Genomic DNA, 16,149 nt, shown 5'->3' with positions numbered 1-16,149 from the left:
TTCTTAGCATCCGGATCAGTAGGCAGGAAGCACAAAGGCACGTCGTCCCTATAAAACGAATGCAGACCGGAAAAATTAGCGTTTGAGAACAAGTATCAGGAAGGGAGGTCGAAGCGGCTGGAATCAGGGGACGCAGCGAAGGAATGACGGCCAGACACAGACCTGTGGCGAGGGAGCTTGCTCCCGCTGGGTTGCGAAGCGACCCTAAAATCTGCGACCTCGCTGTATCAGGAATACCGTATTCGCTGGTTTACGACTGCTGCGCAGCCGAGCGGGAGCAAGCTCCCTCGCCACAGAGATCACCAAACTGAAGCATCGTGTTAACCGACAGCCGCCAAGGCATGCCGCCGATGATGAACATCCAGCTGATCCTTGATCACCCGTAGCACCTTGGCTTCGTGCTCATGGATGAAGAAGTGCCCACCGGCCAGCATGTCCACCGAAAAGCTGCCATGAGTTTCCTTGCTCCAGCCGATCAACTGCTCGGTGGTGGCCTTGTCGGACGTGCCCCCCAGCACATGCACCGGACATTTGAGCAATGGCCGCTGCACCGGCTGAAAACGTCCGCACAACAGAAAGTCCGCGCGCAGGATCGGCAGTGTCAGGCTCATCAGCTCTTCATTGGCCAGCACCTCTTCGCTGGTGCCATTGAGCGTTCGTAGCTGTTCGATCAACTGCGCATCGGTTTTCGGCTCGGCAAAGCCGCGGTCGTAGTCGGCGCGCATCGTTGGCGCCGCCGTTCCGGAGGCAAACAGGGCCACCGGCGCCGGGCAGCCCAGCGCACGAAAGGCGTGGGCCATCTCGCACGCCAGCAAGGCGCCCAGGCTATGACCAAACAAGGCATAGGGCGCCTTGAGTGTCGAACGCAGTTCCCTGGCCAATTGCATCGCCAGCGCGCGCATATCGGTGTGCAGCGGTTCGCCGAACCGTGCACCACGTCCCGGCAACTCTACCGGCTGCAACTGCAGCCATTGCGGCAACTTGCGCCTCCAGCGGCTGTAGACCATGGCACTGGCGCCAGAGTACGGCAGGCACAGCAAGGTCAGCTTGGTCACCACGTTCACCTCAAAAAGTCGTCTGTAAAGGAGGACGGTCCGCAAGCGATGCAAATTAGTCAGCGCCGGTTAAATTTGCGCTGCAGGTGCTTGTTCCTGTTCAGACCAAAACCAAGTTGTCGGTGAATTTCTGAGTGAACTCAGGAAGAGGCTGGTAACCCGACGGTTAAATGGCGAAAACTCTGCACCGCCGAACCCAACACCACGGCACCGGCGGCAATCGCCACCCAGAACCCGCTGCGCGCACCGAACGCATCCACCAGCCAGCCCGAACTGGCCGCACCGATCGCCACGCCAATGCTCAAACCGGTGACCAGCCAGGTCAGGCCTTCGGTGAGTTTAGCCGGCGGCACGATGCGCTCCACCAGCGCCATGGCCACAATCAGGGTCGGGGCAAAGAACAGACCGGCGACGAACACCGCCAGCGACAGCCCGAAAATATTGGCCGCCAACAGCAACGGCAACGTGGTCACCGCCGTCGCCACCCCGCCGTAGAGGAACAGTAGAGGCAGCGGCAGTTTCGAGCGCAATGCACCGAACGCCAACCCGGCCAGGCACGAGCCAATGGCATATACCGACAGCACAATGCTCGCCGCCGCCGGTTGCCCCTGCTGCTCGGCGAAGGCGACGCTGACCACATCCACCACGCCGACGATGGTGCCCATGGCGACCATCAACAACATCAGCAACTGGATCTCGCTTGAACGGATGATCGAGCCCTGATGGTGCTCTTCATGAGGATGCACCGGCGGTTCGGTCCCACGTTGCAACACAAACGCCGTGACCCCGATCGCCAGCATCAGCAACGCCGCCAATGGCCCCGCCTCCGGGAACGCCACCACGCACAACCCCACCGACAGCGGCGGCCCGACAATAAAGCAGAGTTCGTCCAGCACCGATTCCAGCGCATAAGCGGTTTGCAACTCAGGGCGGCCGCGATACAACTCGGTCCAACGCGCCCGCACCATCGCCGACATGCTCGGCATGCAACCGGCCAGCGCGGCAAACGCAAACAACGTCCAGTGCGGCGCCTGCAACCGGGTACAGAGCAACAGCATCAACAACGCCCCGCCACCGACCAGTGCCGATACCGGCAAGATCCGGCTTTGCCCAAAACGGTCCACCAGTCGAGAGACCTGCGGCGCACAAAATGCCGTGGCCAAGGCAAAGGTCGCGGCGATGGAGCCGGCCAGGCCGTAACCGCCCTTCAATTGCGAGAGCATGGTGATCAGGCCGATGCCGGTCATGGAAATCGGCATGCGCGCGATCATGCCGGCCAGCACAAAGGCGCGTGCACCTGGAGCGTGGAACAGCTCGCGGTAGGGGTTTGCCATGGGATCCGGCCTCAACAAGGGCCTGCAACTTGCCACAAATATCTGCCCAGGCGATAGCGTCGAATTGTTGGTTGAGTGTGAACGGCGGTTTGCCAGCAAATGAACTCTCTGCGGCCAAAACCGGTCAGCTAGTTAGGCCCTCAGATCCCGGAGCCCTGCGGCAATGGCTGATCATTCCGAACGACAAAGCGCCATCGATGCCCACGGCATCATTGGCGACATGCGCAGCGCAGCGCTGGTCAACGACAAGGGCAGCGTGGACTTTTTCTGCTGGCCGGAATTCGACAGTCCATCGATTTTCTGTTCACTGCTGGACGGCCCCGAAGCCGGCGTCTTCCAGCTTGCTCCTGACTTGCCCGACGCCCGCCGCGAACAGATTTACCTGCCCGACACCAACGTCCTGCAAACCCGATGGCTCAGCGATCATGCGGTGGTCGAAGTCACCGACTTGCTGCCCATCGGCGACAGCGAGGATGATTTGCCGATGTTGATGCGTCGGGTGCGAGTGGTCAGCGGTCAAGCGACGATCCGCATGCGCTGCGCCGTGCGTCATGACTATGCCCGAGCTCCCACCAAGGCTCGGGCACGCGATCGGAGTGTGTATTTCGAGGCCACCGGCCAGCCAGACATGCAGCTGTGTTCGGATCAGTCCTTGCGCGTCGAGGGCCATGCGGCCGTCGCCGAGTTCATCCTCGAACAGGACCAGAGCGCCGAGTTCATACTCGGCGGCGTTGACGATGCGCGCTTCAAGGAAGGCGCCGCCGCATTGTGCCTGGAGCGCACCCTGAAGTTCTGGCGCGACTGGATCGGCCAATCCAATTATCGCGGTCGCTGGCGGGAAATGGTCAATCGCTCGGCCCTGGCCCTGAAGCTGCTGACCTCGCGCAAGCACGGCGCCATCCTCGCCGCCGCCACCTTCGGCCTGCCGGAGGTGCCCGGTGGCGAACGCAACTGGGACTATCGCTACACCTGGATCCGCGACGCCTCGTTCACCGTCTATGCCTTCATGCGCCTGGGCTTCGTCGAAGAAGCCAACGCCTACACGCGCTGGTTGCGCGGTCGGGTCAGGGATTGTCACGGCAAGACCATGAAACTCAACATCCTCTACGCCATCGATGGCCGTCAGGAACTGCCGGAGGTCGAACTTGCGCACTTGTCCGGCCATGGCGGCGCGACACCGGTACGCATCGGTAATCAGGCCTGGGATCAAATCCAACTCGACATTTTCGGCGAGCTGTTGGACGCGGTGTACCTGGTTAACAAGCACGGTGAAGCGATCTCCCATGAAGGCTGGAAACACACCGTGGAAGTGGTCGATCAGGTCTGCGAAACCTGGCAGCAAAAAGACGTCGGCATCTGGGAAATGCGCGGCGAGCAGTATCATTTCCTGCACTCGCGACTGATGTGCTGGGTGGCCGTGGACCGGGCCATTCGGCTGGCCTCCAAACGCTCGCTACCCGCCCCGTTCGCCCGCTGGGACCAGACCCGTCAAGCGATCTACACCGACATCTGGAGCAACTTTTGGAACGAAGAACACGGGCATTTCGTCCAGCACATCGGCGGCACCGGCCTCGACGGCTCGATGCTGCTGATGCCACTGGTGCGCTTCGTCAGCGCCAGGGATCCGCGCTGGATCGCGACCCTTAAAGCCATCGAAAAAAGCCTGGTGCGCGCGGGCATGGTCTACCGCTACCGTAACGACGACAACCAGATCGACGGCCTGCCCGGCACCGAAGGCGCCTTCGCAGCGTGCTCGTTCTGGTACGTCGAATGCCTCGCCCGGGCCGGTCAGGTGGAGAAGGCGCACCTGGAGTTCGAGCAATTGCTGAAGTATGCCAACCCGCTGGGGCTGTATGCCGAAGAGTTCGACAGCCATGCCCGGCACTTGGGCAACACACCACAAGCGCTGACGCATCTGGCGCTGATCAGCGCGGCGAGTTTTCTGGATCGGAAGTTGAGCGGGGAGAAAAACTTTTGGCAGCCTTGAAGACCGGCGTCGCCTTCTTCGCCGGCCAGTCGGATCGCCGCATCGCTCGCTCCTGCAGATGTACACCGTTCCAATTGTGGGAGATGTACACCGTACAAAACTGTGGGAGCGGGCCTGCCCGCTCCCACAGGGGATCAGCTGTGTGACGCAGGTTTCGGTACGTCGACGTTATCCAGCACCCGATTCACCGCCAGCTCGGCCAGCATGATGACCTGCTGAATCGCCAGGAGCGTATGCCGCTGCGGGGCGTCGACATACGCGGCAATGTCGCTGGTCATGACGCTGGCTGAGGCCAGGGATTCGCAGACATGAGCGAGCAGGCTTTCGTTGTCCATGTCCGGGGCAACCAGAAACATTTTGCTTGGCTTACGGCTCTTGGGTTCTTTGGGCGGTGGCTTGAGGTAGTGGTCGAGCGCGCGTTCGGCGGCGTCGTGGAGTTTTTTCGAATCGAGGGATTCGTAGGGGGAAACGTTGTCGGTTTCTGGGGGATTGGGACTGTCTTTTATCATGGTGTAACTCCTGACATTCATGAAGCTCACCACCGTCGTGACCAAACGATGGGTGGTGGGCGGTACGCAGGTTGGTCAACCGGGAAGTCAGGCACCCGGCGCACTCGAAAGTGCCCCGCGCACAGCCCACCGCGAAGCATACCGACAAGCACAAGAAAAAGCGCCGACATGCTCACGTTGGCGCTTGCACGCCTGACATTGCACGGGTGACCAAACCCGGTCGCTGAATTGGCAGCGACCCGGAAAGACTATCGGCTCCCTTTCCTAACCTACAACCGCCAAAACTCGTCAGAAATATCCACATTTACGACACTTTTTGTAGGATCAAGGCCTACCCGCGATGAACTTAAACACACTCCGCCTGACAGGGCTGACCTCCTGTGGCGAGGGAGCTTGCTCCCGTTGGGGCGCGCAGCGGCCCTGAAATCCACAACCACATTCCTCCAGAAGCACCGCATTTGCTGGCTTTTCGACCGCTACGCAGCCGAACGGGGGCAAGCCCCCTCACCACAGAACCAGGTAGGCCGAACCTACAATCACTAAACAAAACCAGCCCAATAAACACGCGGTAACTCATTCCTACATCCAGAAATACCTTGTTGCCAGCGCCTACATCCATCCCTACCATCCACGTCAACGGGCACAGCGGAGCTGTCCAACAAAACCCGAATTCAAGGAACCAGAATGACCCAGCGCATCCATCGCAGCATCGACACCCCACTCCGATCAGGCCTGAACCGGGATGAATTGTGGGAAGGCCATGACAAAGGCCTGATCAAATGCTGGGAAATCGGCCGCCAACGCGCCGCCCGCTTCCCCGACCTCGCCCAACAATGCCTCACTGGTGAACTTCCGGTGCTAGGCTGGAAAGGTGGCGTCAGCCGCAGCCTGAAGAAACTCGAAAAATACGGATCCCTTAAATACCTTGCCGAATGGCAGGGGTTGCGCGGGGAAGATCTGGATATTGATCTGAGTGCAGAACGGGCGTTGACCTGTTCCAGGACAAAAATGGTCGTGACGTTTACGCCGGACCGGTCGAAGTATTTCAATCAGGTGGCAGACGTGGAGGCTTAAGGAGAAGGACGCATGGTGGACCTGCATCAGGAATTTCAAAACAGCGGTTTCTTCCACGAAGCACGGATTGATCGACGCTCGGCTGACGCACTGGTGGGAATCGCCGCCGGGCTCGCTGCCGACGGCAAGATCAACCAGCAGGAAGCCGAGTTTCTCAAGACCTGGATCGAAACTCATTTAAGCCATCTCGGCGATCCGGTGGTGAATATCCTCTACAAACGCCTCGCCGGTATGCTGAGCGACGGCGTGCTTGATGCCGAGGAGTCTGGCGAACTGTTGGATATGCTTCACCAGTTTGCAGGCCTGCCGATTGGTTCGGCCCAAACGTTCGCTGCACCGACCAGCCTTCCTCTCGATAACCCGGCACCCTCTTTAAGTTGGGCTGACCGAATGTTCCTGTTTACCGGGATCATGGCTTACGGTCCGCGCAAGGAGTGCGAATCACTGATTATTGAGCGTGGGGGGCTTATCGGCGGATCCGTCAGCAAGAAGATCCACTATCTAGTGGTAGGCAGCATCGGCAATGATCAATGGCTGCATAGCACCTACGGGACCAAGATCAAAAGAGCGGTCGAACTAAGAGAAAGTGGTGTGCCGATAGCGATCATCAGTGAAGAGTATTGGCAAAAGGTGCTGTTCGGATAACCCATTACAGCCTCTATGGAGTGTCAAATGAACAAGACCCTCAAGGCAATACTGAATCTGCTGGTGAGCTGACGGAAAACCTTTCGCGATAAGCCTGCGGTGTCACACCCATGGCCCGTAGAAAACTGCGGCGCAAGGTTTCTTCACTGCCAAACCCGCATTGCACCGCGACCCGTTTGATCGATACACCGGTGTCGCTGAGCAGCCGTCGCGCGGTCTCGACCCGAATCAGTTCGATGGCCCGCGCCGGGGTCTGGCCGGTGTCGGCACGGTAGTGACGGACGAAGCTGCGCTCGCTCATGCCCGCTTGCAAGGCCAAGGTCGGGATGCCGAGGTCCTTGGTGAGATTTTCGCTGATCCAGGCGTGAAGTTCGTCAAATCGGTCGCCATCCTTTTGCAAAGACAGGGTCACGCTGAACTGCGACTGGCCACCCGGACGCTTGAGAAACACCACCAGTTGCCGGGCGACCTCCAGGGCCATGGTTCGCCCTAGATCTTCTTCGACCATCGCCAGGGCCAGGTCGATGCCCGCGGTAACCCCGGCCGAGGTCCAGACCGGGCCGTCGTTGATGAAGATCGGGTTGGGTTCGACCTGTAGTTTGGGATGCTGGTGCGCCAATTGTTCGCAACGGGTCCAGTGCGTCACCACCCGCCGACCGTCGAGCCAACCGCTGGCCGCCAGCAAAAACGCCCCGGTGCACACAGACGCCACCCGCCGGCATTGCATCGCGTGCTCACGTACCCATGTCACCTGCGACTCATCTTTTGCCGCTGCGTAAACGCCCCAGCCACCGGCAATGATCAAGGTATCGCTGCCCCGATCCGGCAGCGGCTCAGCCAACAACGCCAACCCCGCCGATGACATCACCGCCCCGCCACCGCTGGCAATCACCGACGGCGCATAGGGCGGCGGCAAACCTTGCTGGCGAGCAATGTCGTTGGCCGAGGCGAACACCTGCAACGGCCCGGTGACGTCGAGCAGTTGCACGTTGGCAAAGGCCAGCACATGAATGGTTTTCGGGTTGTTCGGCATGTTTGGCGTAATTCGTGGGGTTATTGGCGTATGCGCCAGATCCTACGAGCCTACAGTGAAGCCGTCCACCCCAACCAGGAGAAAAAACGCCATGACGTTGCAGATCGGCTTTCTGTTGTTTCCACAGGTTCAACAACTGGACCTGACCGGCCCTTATGACGTGCTGGCCTCGCTGCCGGACGTGAAAGTGCATCTGATCTGGAAAGATCTGGTCCTGATCACCGCGAGCACCGGGCTGGCATTGAAGCCGACCATCACCTTCGACGATTGCCCGCCGCTGGATGTGATCTGCATTCCCGGTGGCGGCGGTGTCGGGCCGTTGATGGAGGATGACGAAACCCTGGCCTTCATCAAGGTGCAGGCCGCTAATGCGAAGTATGTCACTTCGGTTTGCACCGGCGCGCTGGTGCTTGGCGCGGCGGGATTGCTCAAGGGCAAACGCGCCACCACTCACTGGGCGTATCACGAATTGCTCGGGGTTTTGGGAGCGATCCCCGTGAAGGATCGGGTGGTGCGTGACGGCAATCTGCTGACCGGTGGCGGGATCACCGCCGGCATCGATTTTGCCCTGACCCTGGCCGCTGAATTGTTCGATAAGGACACGGCACAACTGGTTCAGTTGCAGCTGGAATACGCGCCGGCGCCACCGTTTGCTTCGGGCAGTCCCGAGACAGCTCCGGCCAGTGTGCTGGAGGAAGCCCGCAAACGCGCTGCCGCGTCGTTGAAATTGCGCTCGGAAATCACCGAGCGTGCAGCGGCGAAACTCGCCCTCCAGTGAAAGAAACGGCTGCGGGAGTCAAGGCCCCCGCAGCCAGTTACTCAGGCCGGAAAATCCGTTGCCAGCGATGTGGCTTGCCACTGGTTCAGTCCTGCTGCACCCGGGTAATTTTCTGCTGCGCCAGGTCAACCGCAATCTGGCCCATAAACAAGTGCAGCGTCGGCTCGCCGACATTGGCCGCCTGGATGATTGCCAAGGCAATCTTGTCCGGGTCACCGGCCTTCTGGCAATCGCGATGACGCGTCACTCCGGCCGGCGGTACAGCACCATCCCGGCGTGATAGAGCACTCCGTCGCGAAAGTCGCCGTCAGCCGTGAAACCGGTGTCGTCGACATATTCGATGTGGTCACCCTCCAGCCAATAGCGACCCAGATAGGCGCTTTCACGATGGCCGCGAGCTTCGTCGTAGCGACCGCCGCGCAGCAGTTGATGGCGGATCACGCCGTCGGCGGTAACCCACAGGCCGACGTATTTATCTTGATTGCCTGATGGTTTAGTCATCTCAGTTCTTCCGATTTCGAATAGGTGCCGATTCAGAACGGACTGGCCGTCGGCCGCACGATCAATTCGCTGACATCCACATCGGCCGGCTGATCGATGGCGTAGGCAATGGCCCGAGCGATAGCCTCGGCGGGAATGGCAATCTTGCGGAATTCACGCATTTCGGCGCGGCCACCGGCATCGGAAATGCTCTCGGCCAGTTCGGATTCAGTCACGCCGGGGGAAATCACCGTGACCCGCACATCACCCCCGACTTCCTGACGCAAGCCTTCGGAAATCGCCCGCACGGCGAATTTGGTGGCGCAATACACGGCGGCAGTCGGGCTGACGGTGTAGGCACCAATGGAGGCGATATTGATGAACTGGCCGCAGCGCTGTCGCTGCATCAATGGCAACCCGGCAGCGATGCCGTGAAGGACGCCACGGATGTTGACGTCGATCATCCGGTCCCACTCCTCGACCTTCAGCGCCTCGAGTTTCGACAGGGGCATGACCCCGGCGTTGTTGACGATCACATCGACCCGACCAAAGCGTTCGACGGCGAAATCGATGAAGGCCTGCATGTCATCGCGGCGGGTGACGTCCACCGCCCTGAACGCTGCGCTCTGGCCAGCCTCATTGAGTTCTGCGACCAGTGTTTCCAGACGATCGAACCGCCGGGCACCGAGCACCACATGGGCGCCCTGTTTGGCCAGAAGACGTGCGCTGGCCTCGCCGATTCCACTGCTGGCGCCGGTAATGACAACCACTTTGCCTTGAATATTGGACATGACTTTTTCCTTATCTGGAGGCTGGAACATCCCGGAGGGGACGTTGCGACAGGTCCAGATTAAGGACGCTTCGATAGGTTTCGTTAGCCGGTTTCTCCTGGGTTCTTGCACGATCCTGTACCAGCGAAACCGACGCTGGCCGACACGCGCGCAATCGGTTTTACTAGCCCGATTCAACCATCGGCCAGGGAGATGTTCAGCATGACGACTTCCATTTCCGCGAATGCCCTACCCCAGGACGGCATCGACGTTCGGCGCGCCGAACTGGTGAGCCTGATGAAGCGCTTTGCCCCGGGATACGGCGTTCACGCCACACCGATCAAGGACTTACACCTGATCCGCAGCGACCATCCCACCGAAGACCTGCACACAGTGCACAAACCGGGACTGTGCGTGATTGTCGAAGGACGCAAGGAAGTACGCCTGGCCGCTGAAAGCTATGTTTACGACCCGCTCAATTACCTGGTGGTGTCGGTCACCCTGCCCTTGGCCGGCAAAGTGATCGAGGCCAGCCCGGACCGGCCTTATCTGTGTTTGCGTCTGGATATCGACCCGGCGCAGATCTGTCGTTTGATCGCCGATGTCAGCCCCTCCGGGGTGAGGGATTCTGGACGTGGGCTGTTTCTGGACCGAATCGACGCGCCTTTGCTCGATGCCGTGTTACGACTACTGAGGTTGCTGGAAACCCCGGACGATATCGCGACCCTGGCGCCACTGGCGCAACAGGAAATCTTCTATCGGTTATTGCGCGGCGAGCAGGGCCAGCGCTTGCATGAAATCGCCATCCCAGACACCCAGACCCACCGCATCAGCCGTGCTATCGAATGGCTGAACAACCATTACGCCGACCCCCTGAGCATCGAAAACCTGGCGCAGATGATTAACCTCAGCACCTCGGCGCTGCATCACCGCTTCAAATCGGTGACGGCCATGAGCCCGTTGCAGTATCAGAAGCAATTGCGCTTGCAGGAAGCGCGGCGGCTGCTGTTGTCGGAGAGCAGCGACGTTTCATCAATCGGCTACAAAATGGGCTATGAAAGTCCTTCGCAATTCAGTCGTGAATACAGCCGTCTGTTCGGCGCCTCGCCGATCAAGGACCTCGCCCGACTACGCGCTCAGGCGATCTAGAGATTTTCCACGCAAACCGAATCAGGCAGGGAAAGCATGTAAGCCTTTGACCATCCAACGCCTGAAAACCTGCCCCTGTAGCAGCTGCCGAAGGCTGCGTTCGGCTGCGAAACAGTCGTATATCCTACAAGCACGGTGAAACTGAAAAACCGCGGCGTCTGATTCTGCGACTGCTGCGCAGTCGAACGCAGCCTTCGGCAGCTGCTACAAGGGATCGGGTTTCAGTTTTCTGAAGACGAAAAAAAACCCGCCTAAGCGGGTTTCTCAAGACCATTGCGACATCCTGTCGACAGCCATCCTGGCTAATGGTCGATCATCCATGACCCTGAGCACCTCCTGTGCTTCAGTTGATGGATCCAGATTAAACGCACCGGTTAAGCATCAAAAGACGACATACCACCGGCTCCGTGTAAGCCATTGACCATTCAATGCCTGAAATCTGCATTTGTAGCAGCTGCCGAAGGCTGCGTTCGGCTGCGAAGCAGTCGTAAACCCTACAAATATGGTGAAACTGAAAAACCGCGGCGTCTGACTCTGCGACTGCTTCGCAGCCGAACGCAGCCTTCGGCAGCTGCTACAGGAGATCGGGTTTCAGTTTTCTGAAGACGAAAAAAAACCCGCCGAAGCGGGTTTTTCCCAAGACCATATCGACTCCCTGTCGGCAGCGATCCTTGCTATGGTCGATCATCCGTGACCCTGGAGCACTTCCTGTGCTTCAGTTGATGGAGCTAGATTACGCTTGGGATCCAATCTGCAATAGACGACATAGCTACTACTGCGTGTAAGACATTCGCCATAGCCGTCCTTCCGAAAACCCTTAGACGAGTCAGCCATCATGCGCTGAAGCCCCGTGTTTCGTGGCCTGCAGCCATCAACCTCCCTGCCGCTCATGGGTCTTGGTACTTGTTTCCAGAAACTGTTCGATATTGTTCATCTGCTCATCCCAACCCCGGCTGTCCATGCGGAACGCCTTGAGCCTGCGCGACTGAGGGATGTGATCGAAACCGGACTCGACGACCGTCAACAACGTGCCTTCGTCCATATCCTGGAGTTCGAATTTCACCAGCGTGGTGGGCTCCTGGGAGTAATCGGTATCGGGTTCGACTGCATACGGGTGCCAGCGAAACGAAAACACCCGCTCCGGCTCGACCCGCTCCACCAGCACATTCCACAACAAGTGCTCATAACCAGGGTAAGTAATCTGCCCCTGGGTCCACTCGCCGGCGACAAAGCGCTTACCTTCGAGTGCCACGCCGAACCATTGCCCAAAGGCTTCGGCATTGGCCAGCACACGCCAGACCTGCGAGCGCGGCACCTTGAGCAGGATTTTCCTTTCGATGCGATCTGATGCTGGGTTCATAAGTCACCTCCTGTATTGAACAGTAGGCCTGTAAAGACCATAAGACCAACCTAAAAGTTGTATCAAACAGGTGTCGCAATCACCCGTACCTGAAATATTCGGCCTCAGTTTTGGCCATAAGTTCTGGTTTGAAGGGGGAGTCAGCGAGCTGAAACTGCTAACGTTTGCAGCGAGGTGGAGCCCGGTGCTCATTATGGCCTTCAAGCCATTCCCCGGCGCTGGCCTGCGAAACTGCACCAGCGCGATGCTTCGGGCCGCCACCGCTGCCGACATCTCAGCCACGCAACCAGGAAAAGCCACATGAATAATTTGCATGGCAGCTGCTTGTGCAAAGCCATCGAATACGAACTTGATAGCCTCGACATGCCCATCAGTCACTGCCACTGCCACACCTGTCGCAAGGCGCACGCAGCGGCATTCGCCTCGACGGCCGGGGTCATGCGTGAGCATTTTCGCTGGATAAAAGGACAGGACCGACTAAGCACCTACGAGTCGTCACCGGGCAAGCTTCGGTATTTCTGTTCGATCTGCGGATCGCATTTGATGGCGGAACGCTTGGCCCAACCCCATGTAATCGTTCGCGTGGCGACGCTTGACGATGATCCGAAAATGACACCTCAGGCTCATATCTGGACGTCCCATGAAGTGCCCTGGCTTGAATATGAATCAAATGAGAAGTGTCCTGAATGGCAGGCATAGTTTTCCGCAGACACCATAAGGGTTACGTCAGGCTCTGATTTGTCGGCTGGCGGCGCCCCGCTACACTGCCCCCAACTTTCCATCATCACAACGAGCCCACCATGCCCCCACGTTTTCTTCTTGCGCTGACGCCGCTGTTGTTCACTCCTCTTGCGCATGCCATCGACTGCGCCAACGCCACCGACCAGGGGACGATGAATCAGTGCGCAGCGCAGCAGTACAAGGCGGCCGACAAGGAGCTGAATGCGCTTTATCAGCAGATCACCACGCGGTTGAAGGACAATCCCGAGGCCAAAAAACTGTTGGTCGGTGCGCAGCGCTCATGGATTGGGTTTCGCGATGCCGAGTGCAAGTTCTCGGCGTCCGGGGTGGCGGGTGGCAGCGTGTATCCGCTGATCTATAGCAGCTGCACCACTGAGCTGACCAAGGCGCGAGTCGAGGCGTTCAGGACTTACTTGAAGTGTCAGGAAGGGGATTTGAGTTGTCCGGTGCCTGGGACTTGATGCGGCGGTGTTTTTGAGGGCCTCTTCGCGGGCAAGCCCGCTCCTACTGGAGACGCGCCGCACCGCCAACGTCGCGCGGCGTGACGCAGGTTCAACGGTAAAACGGAGGGTGAATGCCTTTGTGAGCCTCGATTTTTTGCCGCATATCAGCCACTAGCGACGCGATCGCGTGGGGGCTATCCAGTGTCCATACCGGAACATGGGTGGCCACCAGATCCACTTTCCCGGTCATGCAATCGCAGACCCGTATTGTCAGGGACTGGTCCGCCTCCATGCTGCAAGTGCACACAGCGGGCAAAAAACTATGTTCAATGATGTTTTGAATTTCCAGGGTTGAAAGGAACATCGCTACCTCCCTCACGCCAGATGTGTGACCGGGAAAATGCTCCCTCATTCACCCATTAACCCGAAAATTCTAATCCTCAATAGCAGGTGTCTCAAGACCGTAACAGGTTGCTCGTCGCCTCATTGGTTGTCGCAATTTGCGACAATACTTGGAGGCTCCCTGCATCATACAAAACCCGCCGACAAAGGACTCTCTGGATGCCACAGGGCCCCGCCCTAGACGTGAGGGTCGCCCGGCGTTTTGCTCGGTGCGGCGTATTGCGGCTTCAGGTGGCCGTCCTGATCGAGCAGCCAGGCGTCCATGATCTGCCGTAACACGGGACCGGCGACGCGACCTCCGGCCTCGCCGTTTTCGATCATGACCGAGATGACAATCTTCGGATTCTCGGCCGGGGCGAAACCGACGAACAACGCATTGTCACGGTTGCGCTCCAGGGTTTTCGCCCGGTTGTAGCGCTCACCCTGCTTGATCGCCACCACTTGCGCGGTCCCGCTTTTGCCGGCGATGCGATACTGAGCCCCCGCCGCTGCCGCTCGGGCAATTCCGCGAGCGTCGTGCATCACCATCTGCATGCCGTGGTTGACCTGCTCCCAGTCACGCGGGTCCTTGAGCAAAATGTTCGGCATCGGATGCTCATCCACCGGCGCTACGCCATCCACCGTTTTGGCCAGGTGCGGTCGGTTCCATACACCTTTGTTGGCGATCAGCGCGGTGGCTTGGGCCAGCTGCAGGGGCGTGACCTGCATGTAGCCCTGGCCGATGCCGAGGATCACTGTCTCGCCGGGGAACCACGGCTGACGGCGCGTGGCGCGTTTCCAGGCCTGGGATGGCATCAACCCCGCAGACTCTTCGAACATGTCCAGCGAAACCTTCTCGCCGAGGCCGAACATCGCCATGTAGTCGTGCAGACGGTCGATGCCCAGCTTATGCGCCAAATCGTAGAAGTAGGTGTCGTTGGAACGCATGATCGCCGCGTCCATGTCCACCCAACCATCGCCACTGTGGTTCCAGTTACGGTATTTATGATCGAAGTCCGGTAGCTGGTAATAACCCGGATCGAAGACGCGGGTCTGCGGAGTAACCACCCCGGCGTCGAGGCCGGCGATCGCCACTTCTGGCTTGATGGTCGAGCCCGGCGCGTAGAGCCCACGCAGCACACGATTGAACAGCGGCCGGTCGATGGAATCGTGCAGCGCCGCGTATTCCTTGAAGCTGATGCCCGTCACGAACATATTTGGGTCGAAGCTTGGCTTACTGACCATGGCCAGCACTTCACCGGTCGACGGATCGAGAGCGACCACCGAGCCACGGCGATCGCCCAATGCCTGCTCGGCAGCTTCCTGAAGTTTGACGTCTAGGCTCAGGACAATGTTTTTGCCAGGGACCGGATCAGTGTGCTTGAGCACCCGCAGCACGCGGCCCTGAGCGTTGGTTTCGACTTCTTCATAACCCACATGGCCGTGCAACTCGGACTCGTAGAACTTCTCGATGCCGGTCTTGCCGATGGATTGGGTGCCACGATATTCCACCGTATCCAGGGCCTTGGATTCTTTCTCGTTGATGCGGCCGACGTAACCGATCGAATGGGCAAAGTGCGCGCCCATCGGGTAGTGGCGAACGAACTGTGGCTCGATATCGATTCCTGGCAAACGGAACTCGTTGACTGCCAGTACTGCGATCTGTTCTTCGCTGAGTTCATAGAACAAGGTAACTGGCACGAAGGGGTGTCGAGCCTGCGTCATCGCCTTGTCGAACAGTGTGCGGTCTTCTGCCGGCAGGTGCAGGAGGTTGACCACGTCATCCAGTTCTTCTTTGACGTCGGAGGCGCGTTCGCGGGTGATGGTCAGGTTGTAACTGGGCCGATTGTCCGCCAGAAGCACGCCGTTGCGGTCATAAATCAACCCGCGGGTAGGGGCGATCGGCAATACGTGTACACGATTGTTTTCAGAAATCGTCGAGTGGTAGTCGTACTCGACCACCTGCAAAACATAAAGGCGCACCACCAGCGCACAGGTAATAATGACGACGAACAAGGCGCAGGCCATCAGTCTTTTGTTGACGAGGCGCGTCTCTTTTTCGTGGTCCTTGATCGGTATCGGTTCGGGCATTTCTGCAGCAGCTCTTAGACTGTGGAGGGGCGCCGATTCGTGGGCTTGAAATCAGTCCGTAAAAACGAGCTGCACCATACCAAAAACGGCGTGGCTACTTTAGCGCCCGTTCTACCGAAACTTCATGAACAATGCAGCCCGGTATAGCCACCACGGTATTTTTCTGCAGACAAAACAAAACCCCTACCTGCATACGCAGATAGGGGTTTCGGAATTTAATCTTGACGATGACCTACTCTCACATGGGGAAACCCCACACTACCATCGGCGATGCATCGTTTCACTGCTGAGTTCGGGATGGGATCAGGTGGTTCCAATG

At 58.8% G+C, this 16,149-nt stretch carries 17 protein-coding genes and 1 rRNA gene; 7 read left to right on the top strand and 11 right to left on the bottom strand.

Annotated elements, in window-relative coordinates; all coding sequences use genetic code 11:
* Positions 1-320 precede the first annotated feature (320 nt).
* Both CKW20_RS11625 and CKW20_RS11620 read right to left on the bottom strand, forming a co-directional pair.
* Positions 321-1,058, bottom strand: coding sequence for a thioesterase II family protein (locus CKW20_RS11625; RefSeq protein ID WP_095053034.1), 738 nt, complete (start codon positions 1,056-1,058; stop codon positions 321-323).
* A 137-nt stretch (positions 1,059-1,195) separates the two neighbouring features.
* On the bottom strand, positions 1,196-2,389 hold the full coding sequence (locus CKW20_RS11620; RefSeq protein WP_095053033.1) for an MFS transporter: 1,194 nt from the start codon (positions 2,387-2,389) through the stop codon (positions 1,196-1,198).
* 163 nt (positions 2,390-2,552) lie between these two features.
* Here CKW20_RS11620 and CKW20_RS11615 point away from each other — a divergent pair, with 163 nt between their 5' ends.
* Positions 2,553-4,376 (top strand): glycoside hydrolase family 15 protein, encoded by a 1,824-nt coding sequence (locus CKW20_RS11615; RefSeq protein ID WP_095053032.1) that lies wholly within the window; start codon positions 2,553-2,555, stop codon positions 4,374-4,376.
* A 134-nt stretch (positions 4,377-4,510) separates the two neighbouring features.
* Here CKW20_RS11615 and CKW20_RS11610 read toward each other — a convergent pair whose 3' ends face one another.
* On the bottom strand, positions 4,511-4,885 hold the full coding sequence (locus tag CKW20_RS11610) for a DUF6124 family protein (protein ID WP_095053031.1): 375 nt from the start codon (positions 4,883-4,885) through the stop codon (positions 4,511-4,513).
* A gap of 684 nt (positions 4,886-5,569) precedes the next feature.
* On the opposite strand from CKW20_RS11610, the gene CKW20_RS11605 reads away from it, so the two are divergent.
* Together CKW20_RS11605 and CKW20_RS11600 are read left to right on the top strand one after the other, a co-directional pair.
* On the top strand, positions 5,570-5,959 hold the full coding sequence (locus tag CKW20_RS11605; protein ID WP_095053030.1) for a hypothetical protein: 390 nt from the start codon (positions 5,570-5,572) through the stop codon (positions 5,957-5,959).
* Between the two features lie 12 nt (positions 5,960-5,971).
* On the top strand, positions 5,972-6,604 hold the full coding sequence (locus CKW20_RS11600; protein ID WP_095053029.1) for a BRCT domain-containing protein: 633 nt from the start codon (positions 5,972-5,974) through the stop codon (positions 6,602-6,604).
* A 40-nt stretch (positions 6,605-6,644) separates the two neighbouring features.
* On the opposite strand, the gene CKW20_RS11595 is transcribed toward CKW20_RS11600, so the two are convergent.
* Positions 6,645-7,637, bottom strand: coding sequence for a GlxA family transcriptional regulator (locus CKW20_RS11595; RefSeq protein WP_095053028.1), 993 nt, complete (start codon positions 7,635-7,637; stop codon positions 6,645-6,647).
* Between the two features lie 91 nt (positions 7,638-7,728).
* Between CKW20_RS11595 and inhA the strand changes: the two genes are divergently transcribed.
* On the top strand, positions 7,729-8,415 hold the full coding sequence (gene inhA, locus CKW20_RS11590) for an isonitrile hydratase (protein WP_095053027.1): 687 nt from the start codon (positions 7,729-7,731) through the stop codon (positions 8,413-8,415).
* Positions 8,416-8,500: 85 nt separating this feature from the next.
* Here inhA and CKW20_RS29560 read toward each other — a convergent pair whose 3' ends face one another.
* The 3 genes from CKW20_RS29560 to CKW20_RS11580 are packed head-to-tail and all read right to left on the bottom strand — an operon-like array spanning position 8,501 to position 9,686.
* On the bottom strand, positions 8,501-8,662 hold the full coding sequence (locus CKW20_RS29560) for a hypothetical protein (RefSeq protein WP_176466887.1): 162 nt from the start codon (positions 8,660-8,662) through the stop codon (positions 8,501-8,503).
* Positions 8,659-8,916 carry an Atu4866 domain-containing protein gene (locus CKW20_RS11585; protein WP_095053026.1) on the bottom strand — a complete coding sequence of 86 codons (258 nt, stop codon included), beginning with the start codon at positions 8,914-8,916 and terminating at the stop codon, positions 8,659-8,661. The genes CKW20_RS29560 and CKW20_RS11585 overlap by 4 nt, the downstream gene beginning before the upstream one ends.
* A 32-nt stretch (positions 8,917-8,948) precedes the next feature.
* Positions 8,949-9,686, bottom strand: coding sequence for an SDR family oxidoreductase (locus CKW20_RS11580; protein ID WP_095053025.1), 738 nt, complete (start codon positions 9,684-9,686; stop codon positions 8,949-8,951).
* 201 nt (positions 9,687-9,887) lie between these two features.
* Between CKW20_RS11580 and CKW20_RS11575 the strand changes: the two genes are divergently transcribed.
* The gene (locus CKW20_RS11575; protein WP_095053313.1) at positions 9,888-10,814 is read left to right on the top strand and encodes an AraC family transcriptional regulator; all 927 of its coding nucleotides are present in this window, start codon (positions 9,888-9,890) and stop codon (positions 10,812-10,814) included.
* Positions 10,815-11,685: 871 nt separating this feature from the next.
* On the opposite strand, the gene CKW20_RS11570 is transcribed toward CKW20_RS11575, so the two are convergent.
* Positions 11,686-12,174 (bottom strand): SRPBCC family protein, encoded by a 489-nt coding sequence (locus tag CKW20_RS11570; RefSeq protein WP_095053024.1) that lies wholly within the window; start codon positions 12,172-12,174, stop codon positions 11,686-11,688.
* Positions 12,175-12,474: 300 nt separating this feature from the next.
* On the opposite strand from CKW20_RS11570, the gene CKW20_RS11565 reads away from it, so the two are divergent.
* Entirely contained in the window at positions 12,475-12,873 is a 399-nt protein-coding gene (locus CKW20_RS11565) for a GFA family protein (protein WP_095053023.1), read from the top strand.
* 101 nt (positions 12,874-12,974) lie between these two features.
* A complete protein-coding gene (locus tag CKW20_RS11560) occupies positions 12,975-13,376 on the top strand; it encodes a lysozyme inhibitor LprI family protein (RefSeq protein WP_095053022.1) in 402 nt (133 codons plus the stop codon).
* Positions 13,377-13,467: 91 nt separating this feature from the next.
* Here CKW20_RS11560 and CKW20_RS11555 read toward each other — a convergent pair whose 3' ends face one another.
* The 3 genes from CKW20_RS11555 to rrf all read right to left on the bottom strand — a co-directional run.
* Positions 13,468-13,722: a DUF1652 domain-containing protein gene (locus tag CKW20_RS11555; RefSeq protein WP_095053021.1), complete on the bottom strand. Its 255-nt coding sequence runs from the start codon at positions 13,720-13,722 to the stop codon at positions 13,468-13,470.
* A 215-nt stretch (positions 13,723-13,937) separates the two neighbouring features.
* On the bottom strand, positions 13,938-15,830 hold the full coding sequence (gene mrdA / locus CKW20_RS11550) for a penicillin-binding protein 2 (RefSeq protein WP_095053020.1): 1,893 nt from the start codon (positions 15,828-15,830) through the stop codon (positions 13,938-13,940).
* Positions 15,831-16,049: 219 nt separating this feature from the next.
* Positions 16,050-16,149: ribosomal RNA gene (gene rrf / locus CKW20_RS11545) — 5S ribosomal RNA — on the bottom strand; the annotation flags it as partial.

Source organism: Pseudomonas sp. Irchel s3b2 (assembly GCF_900187445.1).
GTDB lineage: Bacteria > Pseudomonadota > Gammaproteobacteria > Pseudomonadales > Pseudomonadaceae > Aquipseudomonas.
This window is presented reverse-complemented; position numbering and strand designations above follow the sequence as displayed.

Coding starts and splice junctions, on each gene's coding strand:
- CKW20_RS11605 (WP_095053030.1), top strand. CDS start 5,570: ATGACCCAGCGCATCCATCGCAGCATCGACACCCCACTCCGATCAGGC.
- inhA (WP_095053027.1), top strand. CDS start 7,729: ATGACGTTGCAGATCGGCTTTCTGTTGTTTCCACAGGTTCAACAACTG.
- CKW20_RS11585 (WP_095053026.1), bottom strand. CDS start 8,916: ATGACTAAACCATCAGGCAATCAAGATAAATACGTCGGCCTGTGGGTT.
- mrdA (WP_095053020.1), bottom strand. CDS start 15,830: ATGCCCGAACCGATACCGATCAAGGACCACGAAAAAGAGACGCGCCTC.
- CKW20_RS11575 (WP_095053313.1), top strand. CDS start 9,888: ATGACGACTTCCATTTCCGCGAATGCCCTACCCCAGGACGGCATCGAC.
- CKW20_RS11595 (WP_095053028.1), bottom strand. CDS start 7,637: ATGCCGAACAACCCGAAAACCATTCATGTGCTGGCCTTTGCCAACGTG.
- CKW20_RS11610 (WP_095053031.1), bottom strand. CDS start 4,885: ATGATAAAAGACAGTCCCAATCCCCCAGAAACCGACAACGTTTCCCCC.
- CKW20_RS11580 (WP_095053025.1), bottom strand. CDS start 9,686: ATGTCCAATATTCAAGGCAAAGTGGTTGTCATTACCGGCGCCAGCAGT.
- CKW20_RS11560 (WP_095053022.1), top strand. CDS start 12,975: ATGCCCCCACGTTTTCTTCTTGCGCTGACGCCGCTGTTGTTCACTCCT.
- CKW20_RS11570 (WP_095053024.1), bottom strand. CDS start 12,174: ATGAACCCAGCATCAGATCGCATCGAAAGGAAAATCCTGCTCAAGGTG.
- CKW20_RS11615 (WP_095053032.1), top strand. CDS start 2,553: ATGGCTGATCATTCCGAACGACAAAGCGCCATCGATGCCCACGGCATC.
- CKW20_RS11620 (WP_095053033.1), bottom strand. CDS start 2,389: ATGGCAAACCCCTACCGCGAGCTGTTCCACGCTCCAGGTGCACGCGCC.
- CKW20_RS11565 (WP_095053023.1), top strand. CDS start 12,475: ATGAATAATTTGCATGGCAGCTGCTTGTGCAAAGCCATCGAATACGAA.
- CKW20_RS11600 (WP_095053029.1), top strand. CDS start 5,972: ATGGTGGACCTGCATCAGGAATTTCAAAACAGCGGTTTCTTCCACGAA.
- CKW20_RS11555 (WP_095053021.1), bottom strand. CDS start 13,722: ATGTTCCTTTCAACCCTGGAAATTCAAAACATCATTGAACATAGTTTT.